Source organism: Vreelandella stevensii S18214 (assembly GCF_000275725.1).
GTDB lineage: Bacteria > Pseudomonadota > Gammaproteobacteria > Pseudomonadales > Halomonadaceae > Vreelandella > Vreelandella stevensii.
The window spans coordinates 20946-35753 of the sequence record NZ_AJTS01000036.1 but is presented as its reverse complement, the minus strand read 5'-3'; the positions used below and the strand labels follow the sequence as shown (position 1 = coordinate 35753).

Here is a 14808-nt window from a genome sequence, read left to right as displayed (position 1 = left end):
AGCCATCATGCAAATCATTCAACCCCGCGACTGCTTGCCTGAGGATCTCGACCGGGCACTGCTGGTAGGTCGAGTATGGCGTGATTCGCCTCTCGCTGGCCCGGCCATCGTAGTAGTACGTCAGGGGAGGGTATTTGACATCTCTGCTGATGTCGCGACGCTTGCTGATCTGCTTGACCGTGATGATCCTGCTGCTTTCGTCGGCAGTCTCGCTGGTGAAGATCTCGGTGCCGTTGAAACCCTTCTCGCGAACTCCATGACTGAGCCTAGGATCGCTCCTTCATTGCTGGCCCCCTGTGACCTCCAGGCAATCAAGGCGTGTGGTGTTACCTTCGCAGTCAGCCTGCTTGAGCGGGTAATTGAGGAGCAAGCTGGTGGTGATCCTCAGCGCGCTAGTGAACTACGCCATGAGATTCAGGAGTTGATTGGCGGAGATCTTTCGCAGATTCAGCCCGGCTCGCCGGAGGCAATGGCGCTCAAAACCGAGTTGCAGGCCAAGGGGGCTTGGTCTCAGTACATGGAAGTGGGCATCGGCCCGGATGCTGAGGTGTTCTCCAAGGCTCAGCCACTATCCTCTATGGGAATGGGTGAGCGTGTCGGATTACACCCGGCCTCCCAATGGAACAACCCCGAGCCGGAGATCGTGCTGGCAGTGGATTCTCGTGGAACGCCCCGCGGCGCCACTCTTGGTAATGACGTCAACCTTCGCGACATTGAGGGGCGTAGTGCACTGCTGTTGGGCAAGGCTAAGGACAACAACGCGTCCTGTGCTATTGGCCCCTTCGTGAGGCTGTTCGACGACGATTTCACCCTTGATACTGTGCGCCAGGCCCGTGTCGCACTTCGTATCGAGGGTGCCGATGACGGGTTCGTGTTGGAGGATGAAAGCGACATGCGCGAAATCAGTCGCGATCCGCTCGACTTGGTCGAGCAAACCATTGGTGCCCACCACCAATATCCTGATGGCTTCATGCTGTTCTTGGGTACCATGTTCTCGCCGATTCAGGACCGTGACGGAACAGGGCAGGGTTTCACCCACCACCCCGGGGATCGGGTGACTATAGCCACTCCCAGCCTCGGTGCTCTTATCAACGGAGTCGATTATAGCGATCGACTGCCGCCTTGGACTTATGGACTGCGCGCCCTCTATGCCCACTTGGCTCGCCTCGGTCAGGCCTGAGACGACCCCATCCACTATAGTAGGAGAAAAGTATGTCCCTGAACGGACAAATCCTGATTGGCCAACAGGCCGTCATCGGTAGCTGCGGCGAGATTCACGCCATCGATCCCACTACCGGCAAGCTCCTGGAGCCCGTCTACCGTGGTGGCGGCCAAGCGGAAGTGGAGCGCGCATGTGTGCTTGCTGAGGCGGCCTTCGACAGTTACCGAGATACCTCGCTCAAGCAACGTGCGGCCTTTCTTGAAACTATTGCCAACGAGATCGAGGCGTTGGGCGACGCCCTGATTGAGCGTGCTATGGCCGAGACTGGGTTGCCCCGAGCTCGGCTCGAGGGTGAGCGCGGTCGCACCTGCGGCCAGCTGCGCCTGTTCGCCTCGGTGGTCAGAGCTGGTGATTGGCTTGGTGTGCGTATCGATCCAGCGCTGCCCGAGCGCCAACCAATGCCTCGCGTCGACCTGCGCCAGTGTCAGATTGCACTTGGACCGGTCGCTGTGTTTGGTGCTTCCAATTTTCCGCTGGCTTTCAGTGTGGCCGGTGGAGATACCGCCTCGGCACTGGCTGCCGGTTGTCCAGTGGTGGTCAAGGCCCATTCCGCCCATCCCGGCACCTCTGAGTTGGTGGGGCGCGCTTTGCAGAAGGCCGTGGCTGAAAGCGGCATGCCAGAAGGAGTCTTCTCGTTGTTGTTTGGCTCGGGAAACGAGGTAGGACAAGCTCTGGTTGCCGATCCGCGTATCCAAGCGGTGGGCTTCACCGGCTCGCGAGCCGGAGGACTGGCGATACTTGCCACCGCCCAGGCGCGGCCTCAGCCGATACCCGTATATGCTGAGATGAGCTCCATCAACCCAGTGTTTCTGCTGCCTCAGGCTCTTGAGACTCGTGGTCATGAACTCGCCGAGGGGTTCGTATCCTCGCTCAATATGGGCGCTGGCCAGTTTTGTACCAACCCAGGACTGGTGCTGGGTGTGAAAGGCAAAGCGCTGGACGCTTTTCTTGCTGTTGCTGCCGAGGTTCTCACTAAAAGCGCTGCACAGACCATGCTTACCCCAGGTATTTACGGTGCTTATATGGAGGGAGTAGAACAGTTAGCTAGCCACGCCCGAGAAGTGGCTAAGGGGCAAGTGGGCGAAGGGCCCCATCAGTGCCAAGCTGGACTCTTTGTTGCTACCGCCACTGACTTCCTGGATAGCGAGGCGCTGCAGTCTGAGGTGTTTGGTTCTGCCTCGTTAGTTATCGAATGCGAGGACCTTGTTCAGATGCGCATAGTGGCAGAGGCCTTGGAGGGCCAGCTAACCGCCACCTTGCAGCTAGATGAAGTCGATGTCGAGGCTGCCCGGCCGCTGTTATCGGTGCTTGAGCGCAAGGCTGGGCGGGTGCTGGTCAATGGCTGGCCCACAGGTGTGGAGGTGTGTCACGCTATGGTTCACGGTGGGCCCTTCCCGGCTACCTCAGATGCGCGCACTACCTCGGTGGGCAGCGCAGCCATTCAGCGCTTCTTGAGACCTGTGTGCTACCAAAACCTGCCAACGGATCTACTTCCTGAGGCGCTCAAGGATGGAAACCCACTGAGGTTGTCGCGTCTGGTAGATGGTCAGCGCGAGGCTTAATTGCCATCGCACCTCCTTGATGGCAAGCATGCAGGGTTCTTTCGGCGGTCCACAAGGCCGCCTTTTTTCGCTTCAGTGGGCGAGGTTCCTTGCCAGCCACAGTGTATTTGACTGTGAGGTCTCTATGCTGCTGGCTAAGGTGGGTGAAGAGCGATAATTTCTGCACCATCATCTGCTTATACCTTGAAGGCCGAGGGGCTGGTTTGTCGCCCTCTGCAGTTGGAGGGCATCCATCCCACAGGGCTGCTTTCCAAGAACGCGCTTTGGTTGGGGCTGAGCCAATGATCACTTACTTCCCGACGCAACAGCCGCGGCAATCTGCTACTCCTAGATTCAGGGATTACAATCATGCCATGGTAATCCGCTAATGAAAGCTGAGGGGTTTGGCCGTAGATGTGTTCGTTGTTGTGACGTCGGTGACATTAGATAATGGCAGTGAGCAGGGCTGGTTTGCTTTAAGGCGTGGCGCTTCCTGGCCCATGAGCCGAATAGGCGGGGCAATCGGCTCATGTGCCGCTTGGGGCAGCCAGGTTGGCTGCCAACTGAAGCAGCTGCCTGCCTTCCATAAACCTCATTCACCTCTGCATCATCCTGAATCGTGATAGAGATTGCGTTTACGTGGCACCCACCTGGCGGGGTTACTTGATGGATGAATGCACATGACGCTTGATTATTTCGTGGCGAACTATGGCAGCCTCGGCTTGTTCGTGGGGGCGAGCCTGGAGGGCGAAGCCGTCGCGATGCTGGGCGGCATCATGATGCATCGGCACCTGATCGGGTTTGGTGAAGCGGTGGTCTCGCTTGCCTTGGGCGCTTTCCTTGCGGACCAAGTGTTCTTCCTGCTCGGGCATGGGTGGCGCAATAGCGCCATCGTTCGCTCGGTTCAGCGTAGCGCGGCGGGTGGGCGGGTACTGACGACGTTCAACGCCCACCCGAATACGTTCGCGTTCTCCTTGCGGTTCCTTTACGGGCTGCGCATGGCCGGTGCGCTGACCATCGGCACGACCAACTTTCCCTGGCCCCGTTTCATCGTGCTCAATGCGTTGTCGGCGCTGATCTGGTCGGCCGCTTGGGTCACGCTCGGTTATCTGTTTGGTCAGGCGCTCGCGCCACTGTTTGAGCGATTGAGCAGCCTTTCCCATGTGGTGCTGGCAGGGGTGGCCGCCGTGCTTTGCGTCGCGGTCGCGGCCGTGGTGGCCACTCGGCGGAGAAGGGCTCAGCGCTTGAAGATGCGCGATTGAGCGCAGCCACCCCTGCACATGCATTACCCTATCGTTACCGCTTCCGCCGAGCTAAGCCGGTGAGCAGCCCCAGCGTCAGCGCTGCCATGCCGCCGGTGTAGGCGATCAGCGGCCACGCCGTGCTGCCATCCAGCATGACCACCACCGCAGTGCCCACGCCACCCACGATCAGGCTCTGCACACAGAAGTGCAGCGCCACGGCGGTGCCAGCCATGTCGCTGAAGGCGTGCAGCGCGCCGTTGGCGGTCACGGAGGTGATCAACACGATGCCCACGGCGGCGAGCCACATCGGTAAGACAAACGACCACAGGTTTGGCGTGAAGAACACTTCCCCCAGCCCCAGCAGGCCTGCGCTGGCCAGCAGAATCAGCGCGCCACGCAGGGCGCAGCCGGGAATGCCCCAGCGCGTCACGAAACGTTTGGCAAAGCGCGCCGTCACGATCATGACCAGGGCCACCGTCGCAAAGGCCACGCTGAACCCCAACTCGCTAAAGCCCGCCGCTTCGATGAGCACTCGGGGGGCCGTCGAGAAGAACACGAAAAACGCCCCCATGGCGGTCCCGAACGCGACCGTATAAACCCAGAAGTGAGCGCTGTTGAGCACGCGTCCCATATCCGCCAGGCGGGTGGGGGCGTATACCTTGCGTGTTTCATGCCATCTCGGGAAGGCGTAGCCGAGGGTCAGCAGGGCCAGAATGCCCAGGGTGATGAACAGGGCGCTCCAGCCCAGGTAACGGGCTATCAGCGCGCCCACGATAGGCCCCAGCGCAGGCACCACCGCCAGCATGGCATTCATCAGGCTGTAGATGACCGCACTTTCCGGCGTGTTGGCGTACACATCGCGCACCGGGGCAAACATCGCGACCAGCATGGCGGCGGCTCCCATGGCCTGCACCAGCCTGAGCCCCACGAATAGCCAGGCTTCCGTGGTGAATGCCAGGAAGAAGGAGGCCGCCGCGAAAACGAGGGTGCCGCCGATCAGGATGGGGCGACGGCCCAGGCGGTCTGAAAGCGGGCCAAAGAGGATCTGGCCCACGCCCAGCATGATCATGTAGAGCGTCAGCGTGAGCTGAACGACCTCGGGCGTGGTATCGAGAATGCCCGGCATGGCGGGCACCACCGGCAGGTAGATATCCATGCCGAGTGAGGCAAGCAGATTGAAAGGGGCCATCAACGCCAGCGCCAGGGGTAGGCGATAAGCCCAAGGGCTTGGGTTTTGAATAGGCACAGGAAAAGCTCCATACGAATCAGCGTATTCGACGGCGGCCTGCAGGGCATCGATGTGATGGTCAGGCTGCCGCAACAACGAGTGAAGCAGGGTTGTTGCGGCTTAGCGGTCTGCTTTTTTGGAACCCATGGGCGTGCTTTTCCTGTGATAGGTCGTGGCTGTCCTTGATGTCGTGAGCGTATCAGATCGTCACAGCGCTGTCTGTTGGCGTGAAACGGGCAATGCCCCCCCGCTACAGTGTGCTTTACGATCAACAACGCTTATTCACGGAGGAAATACCCATGGCCATTGGCGGCTGGATTGGGTTGCTGGATGACATTGCCGCGCTGGCGAAGCTGTCCGCCGCCTCGCTGGACGATGTAAGCGTGGCCGCAGGGCGAGCGACGGAGGCCGGACGCCGAGAAGAAAACTGGTGGTGGTGGGGGTGTTGCATCTTATTTCTGCCAATACGGCGCATGCCACGATGCCATCGCCCTATACACACGGTAGGGGGCGCCTGGTGTCGTCAATCAGTCAGAAAATAGGAAACGATATCCATCTCTTTATGAGGAATGCCAATGATTTCAATGCATTCATGGCCAATCAGATAAAAAATAACGTGCTGGCCTTGAGGGTAGCTAAAATAACCTTCTTTGATATCTGGGCGATGTCTTCCTAGCAGGGGATTTTCTGCGAGCCAGTGAAACCGTTTTTCAAAATCCCTTAGATAGGTATTCCGTTGGTTCTTGCCCCACTGCCATTCCGTATAGCGGCCGATATCTTTTAAATCGTCCCTTGCTCTCGGTGTGATACGGAATGTGGGCATTACGATTCGTTATCCAAATCGCTGATTAATGCATCCATTGAGAAATCGTCCACGAATTCGCCAGCGCTCGCTTGCCCGGCACCTTGGGCTAGGTGCGTACGTAACGCCTCAAGTTTGCTTTTGCGTTCTTCCATGGCACGTAATGCATCCCGCACCACCTCACTTGCGGAGCCGTAGCGACCGCTAGAGACTTCGTTTTTGATGAAGGCTTCCCAGTGCTCTCCTAGGCTAAGGCTAGTTGTTGCCATGATGTGCTTCCTGTATTAAAAAATAACAAATATGAATATATGCGTGGCTGGCTAGAATGACAAGTGGGCAGACCAGTGACGCTCTTTCTAATGTTGCTGCTGAAGATAGCGGACATTCTCCACGCCATGAAACCTATATACCGATGATTACTGAACGTCTTGAAACGGTAGCGCTAACACCTGTAGCAGCTGCTTTTTACGCTTCCTCTAACGATTCGCCGCCCGAACAAAAGTACTAGGAGATTGGCCGAGCACCTTGCGAAACATGTTGGAGAAAGCGGCAGGGCTGTCGTAGCCGAGTTCCAGTGCGGTTCGGGTAACGGAATTGCCGGAGAGCAGCTTGGGAATCGCCGCCATCAGGCAGGCTTGCTGGCGCCATACCCCAAAGGAGAGTCCGGTCTGCTGACGGAACAGACGATTAAAGGTGCGTTGACTGCAGTGCAACTGCCGAGCCCACTCTTCAGGAAGGGTGTGAATGCTCGGCTGGCCGAGAAAATCTCTGCACAGGCTGGCGAGTGGCAGGTCGTGGGGCAGGGGCGCAAATAGTGGCAGGGCCTCAGCCTGTTCCAATTCGCATAGGAGTAGTCGAGCCAGAGCTCCGTCGCGGCCATTTTCATCATAGAGTGCTGGGATGTGGGCGGAAGCCAGCAGCAGGTGATGCAGGAGAGGCGTCACGACCAGCACCTCACAGCTGCTCGAAGCGCGTGGCGCGGCATGGGGCTCGATATAGAGGCTTCGAGTGCTCACCCCGTTCATGCGGACTTGGTGCCGCTTGCCCGCAGGTAGCCAGACACCGCTAAAGGGCGGCACCATCCAGGTGCCGTCATCCGTATTCACCTCCATCACGCCGGTCATGCCATAGAGAAACTGGGCACGGCGATGGGTATGAAAATCGAGGAGGGTACCGGGGCGGTAGTCCGTGCCAATAGCCACCATGGGCCGTGCCACATGATCTACCTCTGAAAGAGGTGTATCGAGCATTAGCGTTAACCTGGCTGAAACGCGTTGATGGTTGTCCTAACGACGAATGTTGGCCAATCCTCGCCAGCATATAGTGCCTGCTGTTTCGTTTCATCAGGAGAGTGCCGGTGTATAGCGTATTGCTACTTTGTGGCGGGGTGGCGGGAGTGACCACCGTATTGTTCGGCTTTGGTGGTGGGTTCGTGGTGGTTACCTTGCTGTATACCCTGCTGATTTTCGTCCATGGGCCGGATAGTGGTATCGGTCAGGCGGCTATGCATATCGCGGTGGCCACCTCGACGGCATTGATGGTGTTTGCGGCTTCCCTGTCCACATGGCGCCACCACCAACGGCAGACCGTGCAGTGGCACTTGGTGCGTCCGCTGGTGGGCTATATCGCCGTGGGCGCTGTGCTGGGCGCAGCGGCAGCCGTGTCGTTAAGTGGCGAGTGGGTGCGCTGGGCGTTCATTGGTTATTTAGCCCTCACGATTGCGGATGCCAGTTTGCGGCCCGGTTTTCTGCATCAGTCAGGGAGTGATGTGCGTCCTATGGGGCGAGGGGGGACGGCGATGACGGGGACATTGATTGGTGCAGTGGCCGCCTTACTGGGCGTTGGCGGTAGCGTGATGACCGTACCGCTCATGCGCCGGAGAGGCGCGAGTATGACGGCAGCCACTGCCATGGCCAATCCGTTGTCGTTGCCCATGGCGGTGAGTGGCACCGCGACGTATGTGTTGCTGTCGGCGAACCACCCAGCGTTGGGGGGCTGGTATGCCGGTTATGTGGATCTACGCGCCTTGCTGGTACTCGCAGTGGGCTCATGGCTCGGTATTCGCCTGGCGTCGACCTGGATTGGGCGCATTCCTGACCATCTTCATGCCAGAGTGTACCTGCTATTGCTGGCTATGGTGCTGGTAGTGATGGTGTTTATAGGTTGAAGCGGCCACACTTTTACTAGGCAGATTTATTTGGCAAAGATGTAAGAACCGTGTATGGCCATATTTGGTAATGTGTATTCCGAAGCTGAACTGGAAAAAGATATAAAGCGCCGAGTGCTGCGCTCTGGCGCTTGGCTTGGTGGGCAGGTTCTCACTGCCGATCATTCAGCAATCACGCCCCATGTGATCACGTCGATTGTGATGGAGTCGGCCAGCGCACCTCGAAACAGGAGCCGCCTTCGTCAGAAGGGTAGCATCTGGCCTCGCCATGGTGAGCTTTGGCAATCGCCGCCACGACTGCCAATCCGAGCCCGCTTCCTCGTTTGGCTGCCTGTGTACCGGTGTCGGTCTCCCGAGCATGTCGGAATGCGGTAAAAATATGGGTGGCATCGTCCGGCGGGATGCCTGGGCCAGCGTCGATCACACGCAATACACACGCCCCGTCGTCTTGGCGCGTTTGGATGAGGACGGGGCCTGGCGATGCGTGCTGGCGAACGTTTTCCAGCAGTGCAAGCAGCGCTTGGCGAATACGAAACGGGTCGCAATGGACGCTTCCCGCTTGTAAATCGAGCGTTGGCTCATGCTGTGATGCATTCAGTGCATGCCGACAAAATTCGACGACCGACTCGATGTCAGCGGAAAGCTCGCACTGCTTGATCTCGATGTTCAAATGCCCACTTTCGGCCAGACTGACGGCACGAAGGTCTTCGATCAGCTGTGCCATGCCGTCGATCTGGGTCAGCAGGCTCAGAAACTGCGGTGTTTCAGGAGGGAACACCCCTTCTGCCAAGCCTTGCAGGCGGCCACGCAAGATAGTGACGGGCGTGCGCAGCTCATGGGCAATGGCTGCGTTCCAGAAGGTCATCTCTTGAGACATGCGCTGGAGCTGGTCGGCCAGTGCATTGAAGTCGTTGGCCAGCACGGCGGCTTCGCCCAGCGAGCGGTCTCCTGTGGTGGCTCGGGCGCTCAGGTCGCCCTGTGCCACCTTGCGAATGCCCAGCGTGACGGAGTTCAGCGGCACCAGGATACGCCGCGCCAGCTGTACGCCGACGATCATCGCGAAGGTGAGCCCGGTGAGCGTAGTCAGGGCGAGCCAGATCCATTCCGGACCGGTGGGGAACAGGCCGAAATCGTCGAGTGAGTCCTGCCAGTAGCGAGACGCCAGAAAATAAAACAGATACGAGGTGACCACTACCAACAGGGTGATGCCGAAAGCCATCGCGGCCATGGTCAAGGCAATGGTGCGGCTCAACCCGACGAGCTTCATTCCGTGCCCCACAGGCGGTAGCCAACGCCGCGAATACTTGCTGGCATGCCGTTGATGCCCAGGTCTTCGAGCTTCTTGCGCAGCTTGCTGATATGGCTGTCCACCGTGCGCTCCATTGCTTCGCCTTCGGGTAGGCAGGCCGCCAGCAGCTCTGCGCGGGTGCAGACTCTTTTGGGTGCCCGTGCCAAGTGGGTCAATAGCCTGAACTCGGTGAGCGTCAGGGCCAACGTGTGCGAGGAGCCGTTCACCTGCACGGATGCTTCATGCTGCTCCAGGTCGATCTCGAAGGGCGGGATGCGAAGCACCTGGGGCGGGTGGTGGGCATCGTTCAGGGTTCGTCTCAGCACAGCTTGAGTCCGCGCAACCACTTCGGCGGGATTGAAGGGCTTTACGACATAGTCGTCGGCGCCGAAGCGCAGGCCCATCAGTTTGTCGATGTCTTGATCCATGGCCGTCAACATGATGACCGGGGTGGGGCCTCGGTGGCGAATTTCCGACAGCACCTGCCATCCGTCCAGCTTCGGCATTTTCACATCGAGCAATACCAGGTCGGGTTTCATCGTGGCGTGCATATCCAGCGCCCTGCGTCCGTCCGCTGCGTGCAGGGTTCGCAGCCCCGCGCGTGCCAGATACGCCTGCAGGATATCCGCGATGTCAGGCTCGTCTTCGACGATGAGCACCAGGGCTTGCACGCCTGAGGTGGCAGGGGAGGGCTGATGAGTCGTATGCATGAGGGCTCGAAGACGATGAAATTCGTTCTCCATCATATCTCCACATACCGTCGACGTGAATCCCATGCTGGGCCGCTATAGTCCCTTCCATTCTATTGGCAGGCCTCTGCCTGTACTGAAGGAACTCGTCATGAAGCTTGGAATGGTATGCCGTCGTGGTGGTGTGGTCGCCTTGTTGATGACCTTGCTGGCAGGGTGTGAGCCTCAGGTGGAGGAGGTCGATGTGCCGTCTGTGCCTCGGGTTTCCGTCGAAACCCTGGCCGCAGGCGAGTGGGAGATTGCCGAGGACCTGATCGGGCGGGTCGCGCCGTTTCAAGTGGCCGACATTCGCGCTCAGGTCGGCGGCATCGTTCAACGGCGTCTGTTCGAGCAAGGCCACGAAGTAGCCGCAGGGCAGGCCTTGTTCGAAATCAACCCGGCGCCCTTTCAGGCAGAGGTGGATATCGCCCAAGCCGCGCTGCAAAAAGCCGAAGCGGAGCTTGCCAATGCCCGCGCCCAGTCGGCGCGGCTGGAAACCTTGGTGCGGGGGGCATCGGTGAGCCGTCAGGCCTATGACGATGCTGTGTCCACTGCCCGCCAGGCCGAGGCGAACGTGTCGGAGGCCCGCGCAACGCTGTCACGTCGCCGCCTCGACCTGGCGTTTGCCACGGTGACGACGCCGATTTCCGGGCGCGTCGATCAGGCGATGGTGACCGAGGGGGCGTTGGTCGGCAGCGGCGAGAGTACTCCTTTGGCGCGGGTGCAAAACATCGACAAGGTCTATGTGGATGTTCGCCGCCCATCGTCCTCTCTCGATGGGCTCCAGGATGCCATGGCTTCTTACCCCGCTCTCGAGGGCGGCATGCCGATTACCCTGTTGGGCCGTGATGGTGCGCCTTATGACGTCGCCGCCCATCTGCTTTTTTCGGGTATCGAAGTCGATGCCAGCACTGGCAACCTGCTGCTGCGTGTGCTGGTGGAGAACCCGGAACGGCGGCTACTGCCTGGCATGTTCGTGCGTGCACGCGTGCCGTATGCCCGGTATGACGCGGTGCTGAGCGTCGCGCAGCAGTCCGTGGTGCGCATTGGGGGCAAGCCCTATGTGTGGGTGATGGACGACAGCGAACGGGTCGAGATGATGGCCGTCGAGCTTGCTGACGTGAAAGAGGGGCGCTACCGGGTTCAGGCCGGCCTGACCGAAGGCCAGAAAGTCGTCGTGGAAGGCGTCGAGCGCTTGGCGGACGGTGCACAGGTCGATCCAGTGAGCTGGGTGGCCCCTACACCCGACGGCGCCATTGCTGCCTCCATTCGCTGATATTCAGAACTCGCTCCAGGACTCTCTGCCATGCCCCAGTTCTTCATCCAGCGCCCAGTCTTTGCATGGGTGATCGCCCTGTTCATCATCTTGTTGGGTGTGATCTCCATTCCCTCGCTGCCGGTGGCGCATTATCCCTCCGTGGCGCCGCCGTCGGTGACCATCACCGCCACCTACCCTGGCGCAACCCCACAAACCATGAGCGACACCGTCGTCAGCCTGATCGAGCGTGAGCTTTCCAGCGTCAAGAACGTGCTGTATTACCAATCTACCGCCGATGCCTCGGGCTCGGCGTCGGTCACCGTGACCTTCAAGCCGGGTACCGACCCGGAGATGGCCCAGGTGGACGTTCAGAACAAGCTCAAGGCGGTGGAGCCCCGTTTGCCTCAGGCGGTGCGTCAGGATGGGCTGAGCGTCGAATCCGCGTCGTCGAGCTTTTTGATGATCGTGGGGTTGACGTCAGAGGATGGGCGCTTCGATGAATTGGCCTTGAACGACTACATGGCGCGCAACATGGTCGAGGAGCTTCGGCGTGTCGATGGGGTAGGCAAGGTGCAGCTGTTCGGTGCCGAGCAGGCGATGCGTATCTGGATCGACCCGCAAAAACTCGCGGACTATGAGCTTTCGATCAACGACGTTTCCGCCGTGATTCAGGCGCAGAACGCGCCCATCGTGCCCGGTAGTATCGGGGCTTCTCCGGCTGTTCCTGGCCAGAGGGTCACCACGCTGCTGGTGGCCGACGGGCAACTGCGTACCCCCGAGGAGTTCGCTGCGATTGTGCTGCGCGCTGACGAGAGCGGCGCTCAGGTGGTGGTGGGCGATGTGGCCAGGGTGGCGCTAGGGGCTCAATCCTATGGCTTCTCGAATCGTGAGAATGGGCAGCCCGCCACCGCTGCGGCTATCCAGCTCGCGCCTGGGGCCAACGCCGTACGCACGGCCGATGGCGTACGCGCGCGCCTTGCCGAGCTTGGCGCAAGCCTGCCTGCGGGGATGAACTATTCGGTGCCTTTCGACACGGCTCCCTTCGTCAAGGTCTCCATACAGAAGGTCATCCACACCTTGATCGAGGCGATGGTGCTGGTGTTTCTGGTCATGCTGCTGTTTCTGCAGAAGGTGCGCTACACCCTGATTCCTGCGTTGGTGGCACCGATTGCGCTATTGGGCACGTTCACGGTCATGCTGTTGGCGGGGTTCTCGATCAACGTGTTGACCATGTTCGGCATGGTCCTGGCTATCGGCATTATCGTCGACGATGCCATCGTGGTGGTGGAAAACGTCGAGCGCATCATGGCTTCGGAAGGGCTGCCGCCGAAAGAGGCCACTCAAAAGGCGATTAAAGAGATCACCGGCGCGGTCATCGGCATCACTCTGGTGCTGACCGTGGTCTTCGTGCCCATGGCTTTTTCGAGTGGTTCGGTGGGAGTGATCTATCAACAGTTCGCGCTGTCGATGGTGGTCTCGATTCTGTTCTCGGCGTTTCTGGCGCTCACGCTGACGCCAGCGCTATGCGCGAGCCTGCTCAGGCCCGTGGCTGCCGATCATCATGACAAACGTGGCTTTTTTGGCTGGTTCAATCGTCGTTTCGATGTTCTGACCGGGCGCTATCAGCGCCAGGTGACCGGGCTGGTCGCTCGCAGCGGTCGGCTCATGGTGCTGTTCTTGGCGCTGTCGGGCGTGTTGCTGTTTGCCATGAGCAGGCTACCGTCATCGTTTTTGCCAGAAGAGGATCAGGGGTACTTCATGACCAGTATTCAGCTACCCGCCAACGCGACCACCGAGCGGACCCTGGAGGTGGTCAAGGCCTACGAGAATCATGTGATGTCACGTGCGGCGGTGAGCGGCAACATGTCCATCCTGGGCTTCGGGTTTTCCGGCTCGGGGGCGAATACGGCGCTGGCGTTCACCATGCTCGAGGATTGGGGGAAACGCGATGGCGCGACCACGGCGGAAGAAGCCGAGCTAGCCCAGCAGGCCATGGAGCAGCTCAACGAAGGCACGGTGATGAGCCTGTTGCCCCCGGCAATCGATGAGCTGGGTACCAAGTCGGGGTTTACTTTTTATCTTCAGGATCTCCGCAACCAAGGCCCTGCCGCCTTGAAGGAAGCGGAAACTGCACTGATCGCGCTGGCCGCGCAAAGCCAGGTCTTGAGCGACGTTTACGCCGATGGCCTGCCCGAGGGTGCGAGCCTTCGCCTGGATATCGACCGCCGCAAGGCCGGGGCTCTGGGCGTGCCCTTCGCCAATATTGGTGACATCCTCTCTGCTGCCATGGGGTCGTCGTACCTCAACGATTTCCCCAATCAGGGCCGTATGCAGCAGGTCATCCTGCAAGCGGATGCGCCGGCGCGTATGCAGATCGACGATGTGTTGAGACTTCAGGTGCGCAATGTGCGAGGAGGCATGGTGGCGCTTTCCGAGGTGGTCACGCCGGTGTGGGACGAAACGCCGCTACAGTTGGAGCGGTATCTTGGCTATCCCGCCACGAGCATTTCCGGGAGTGCGGCGGCGGGCGCTTCCACCGGTCAGGCCATGGCCGAGGTGGAGCGCTTGGTCCAGCAGCTTCCCCCCGGTTTCGCCGTGGCCTGGACAGGCCAGTCCTTGCAGGAGAGGCAGTCTTCTTCCCAGGCACCCATGCTGATGGCCCTGTCGATTCTGGCGGTATTTCTGGTATTGGCGGCGCTGTATGAAAGCTGGTCTATTCCGGTCTCGGTCATGCTGGTGGTGCCGCTGGGGCTGCTGGGGGCAGTGGGTGCCGTGATGCTGAGGGGGCTGCCCAACGATGTGTTCTTCAAGGTCGGCATGATCACCGTGATTGGGCTGTCGGCGAAGAACGCAATCCTGATCGTGGAATTTGCCAAACAGCTTCGCGAACAAGGCTGGGGATTACGGGAAGCGGCAGTGGAGGCCGCCAGACTGCGCCTGCGCCCGATCCTGATGACATCACTCGCCTTCGGCCTCGGCGTGGTGCCGTTGATGCTTGCCTACGGCGCTAGCGCCAATACCCAACACGCCATCGGCACCGGCGTGTTTGGCGGCATGGTCAGCGGTACCTTGTTGGTGGTGCTGTTCGTTCCGGTGTTTTTCGTGTTCGTGATGGGGCTTCAGGAGCGTGTGTTGGAGTGGCGCGCGCGCCGTCATGGCTAGAAAGCGGCTTGACGCCAGGCTCATGGCCTCTTTTATTCAGGAGTGAAGGTCTGATGTGAGGAGCCCAATATACTGAGTTCGAGGGCATGGGTTATCGCGTACCATGGGGGCACACTCACTGCCGAGGCCCCCATGCCATGACCCGCGTTGCCATCTTCGTAGACACTC

13 protein-coding genes are annotated in these 14808 nt (G+C 59.8%); 7 read left to right on the top strand and 6 right to left on the bottom strand.

The features are described from left to right. Positions 1-7 precede the first annotated feature (7 nt). The 3 genes from HSS18214_RS0108100 to HSS18214_RS0108090 all read left to right on the top strand — a co-directional run bounded on the left by HSS18214_RS0108100 (position 8) and on the right by HSS18214_RS0108090 (position 4025). Positions 8-1180 carry a fumarylacetoacetate hydrolase family protein gene (locus HSS18214_RS0108100; RefSeq protein WP_016914789.1) on the top strand — a complete coding sequence of 391 codons (1173 nt, stop codon included), beginning with the start codon at positions 8-10 and terminating at the stop codon, positions 1178-1180. Positions 1181-1212: 32 nt separating this feature from the next. After that, positions 1213-2784, top strand: a complete 1572-nt coding sequence (locus tag HSS18214_RS0108095) for an aldehyde dehydrogenase (NADP(+)) (RefSeq protein ID WP_016914788.1) — start codon at positions 1213-1215, stop codon at positions 2782-2784. A gap of 659 nt (positions 2785-3443) precedes the next feature. Then, positions 3444-4025 (top strand): DedA family protein, encoded by a 582-nt coding sequence (locus HSS18214_RS0108090; RefSeq protein ID WP_016914787.1) that lies wholly within the window; start codon positions 3444-3446, stop codon positions 4023-4025. 34 nt (positions 4026-4059) lie between these two features. On the opposite strand, the gene cml is transcribed toward HSS18214_RS0108090, so the two are convergent. Beyond that, a complete protein-coding gene (gene cml / locus HSS18214_RS0108085) occupies positions 4060-5247 on the bottom strand; it encodes a CmlA/FloR family chloramphenicol efflux MFS transporter (RefSeq protein WP_371827792.1) in 1188 nt (395 codons plus the stop codon). A gap of 227 nt (positions 5248-5474) precedes the next feature. Between cml and HSS18214_RS19495 the strand changes: the two genes are divergently transcribed. Further along, the gene (locus HSS18214_RS19495) at positions 5475-5777 is read left to right on the top strand and encodes a DUF808 family protein (protein WP_337459488.1); all 303 of its coding nucleotides are present in this window, start codon (positions 5475-5477) and stop codon (positions 5775-5777) included. On the opposite strand, the gene HSS18214_RS0108080 is transcribed toward HSS18214_RS19495, so the two are convergent. From HSS18214_RS0108080 to HSS18214_RS0108070, 3 genes are all read right to left on the bottom strand, one after another. Beyond that, entirely contained in the window at positions 5759-6058 is a 300-nt protein-coding gene (locus HSS18214_RS0108080) for a type II toxin-antitoxin system RelE/ParE family toxin (RefSeq protein ID WP_016914785.1), read from the bottom strand. The genes HSS18214_RS19495 and HSS18214_RS0108080 overlap by 19 nt on opposite strands. Continuing rightward, entirely contained in the window at positions 6058-6306 is a 249-nt protein-coding gene (locus tag HSS18214_RS0108075) for a type II toxin-antitoxin system ParD family antitoxin (protein ID WP_016914784.1), read from the bottom strand. The genes HSS18214_RS0108080 and HSS18214_RS0108075 overlap by 1 nt, the downstream gene beginning before the upstream one ends. 207 nt (positions 6307-6513) lie before the next feature. Then, on the bottom strand, positions 6514-7287 hold the full coding sequence (locus tag HSS18214_RS0108070; protein ID WP_016914783.1) for an AraC family transcriptional regulator: 774 nt from the start codon (positions 7285-7287) through the stop codon (positions 6514-6516). 107 nt (positions 7288-7394) lie between these two features. Between HSS18214_RS0108070 and HSS18214_RS0108065 the strand changes: the two genes are divergently transcribed. Continuing rightward, positions 7395-8204 (top strand): sulfite exporter TauE/SafE family protein, encoded by an 810-nt coding sequence (locus HSS18214_RS0108065; protein WP_016914782.1) that lies wholly within the window; start codon positions 7395-7397, stop codon positions 8202-8204. Between the two features lie 187 nt (positions 8205-8391). Here the strand turns inward: HSS18214_RS0108065 and HSS18214_RS0108060 are convergent, their stop codons facing one another. Together HSS18214_RS0108060 and HSS18214_RS0108055 are read right to left on the bottom strand one after the other, a co-directional pair. Beyond that, a complete protein-coding gene (locus tag HSS18214_RS0108060; RefSeq protein WP_016914781.1) occupies positions 8392-9471 on the bottom strand; it encodes an ATP-binding protein in 1080 nt (359 codons plus the stop codon). Then, the gene (locus tag HSS18214_RS0108055; protein ID WP_050980301.1) at positions 9468-10202 is read right to left on the bottom strand and encodes a response regulator; all 735 of its coding nucleotides are present in this window, start codon (positions 10200-10202) and stop codon (positions 9468-9470) included. The genes HSS18214_RS0108060 and HSS18214_RS0108055 overlap by 4 nt, the downstream gene beginning before the upstream one ends. Before the next feature lie 130 nt (positions 10203-10332). On the opposite strand from HSS18214_RS0108055, the gene HSS18214_RS0108050 reads away from it, so the two are divergent. Next, on the top strand, positions 10333-11496 hold the full coding sequence (locus tag HSS18214_RS0108050; protein ID WP_016914779.1) for an efflux RND transporter periplasmic adaptor subunit: 1164 nt from the start codon (positions 10333-10335) through the stop codon (positions 11494-11496). A 30-nt stretch (positions 11497-11526) separates the two neighbouring features. Continuing rightward, positions 11527-14640 carry a multidrug efflux RND transporter permease subunit gene (locus tag HSS18214_RS0108045; RefSeq protein WP_016914778.1) on the top strand — a complete coding sequence of 1038 codons (3114 nt, stop codon included), beginning with the start codon at positions 11527-11529 and terminating at the stop codon, positions 14638-14640. Positions 14641-14808 lie beyond the last annotated feature (168 nt).

Coding starts and splice junctions, on each gene's coding strand:
- HSS18214_RS0108100 (WP_016914789.1), top strand. CDS start 8: ATGCAAATCATTCAACCCCGCGACTGCTTGCCTGAGGATCTCGACCGG.
- HSS18214_RS0108095 (WP_016914788.1), top strand. CDS start 1,213: ATGTCCCTGAACGGACAAATCCTGATTGGCCAACAGGCCGTCATCGGT.
- HSS18214_RS0108090 (WP_016914787.1), top strand. CDS start 3,444: ATGACGCTTGATTATTTCGTGGCGAACTATGGCAGCCTCGGCTTGTTC.
- HSS18214_RS19495 (WP_337459488.1), top strand. CDS start 5,475: ATGCCCCCCCGCTACAGTGTGCTTTACGATCAACAACGCTTATTCACG.
- HSS18214_RS0108080 (WP_016914785.1), bottom strand. CDS start 6,058: ATGCCCACATTCCGTATCACACCGAGAGCAAGGGACGATTTAAAAGAT.
- HSS18214_RS0108075 (WP_016914784.1), bottom strand. CDS start 6,306: ATGGCAACAACTAGCCTTAGCCTAGGAGAGCACTGGGAAGCCTTCATC.
- HSS18214_RS0108070 (WP_016914783.1), bottom strand. CDS start 7,287: ATGCTCGATACACCTCTTTCAGAGGTAGATCATGTGGCACGGCCCATG.
- HSS18214_RS0108060 (WP_016914781.1), bottom strand. CDS start 9,471: ATGAAGCTCGTCGGGTTGAGCCGCACCATTGCCTTGACCATGGCCGCG.
- HSS18214_RS0108055 (WP_050980301.1), bottom strand. CDS start 10,202: ATGCATACGACTCATCAGCCCTCCCCTGCCACCTCAGGCGTGCAAGCC.
- HSS18214_RS0108050 (WP_016914779.1), top strand. CDS start 10,333: ATGAAGCTTGGAATGGTATGCCGTCGTGGTGGTGTGGTCGCCTTGTTG.
- HSS18214_RS0108045 (WP_016914778.1), top strand. CDS start 11,527: ATGCCCCAGTTCTTCATCCAGCGCCCAGTCTTTGCATGGGTGATCGCC.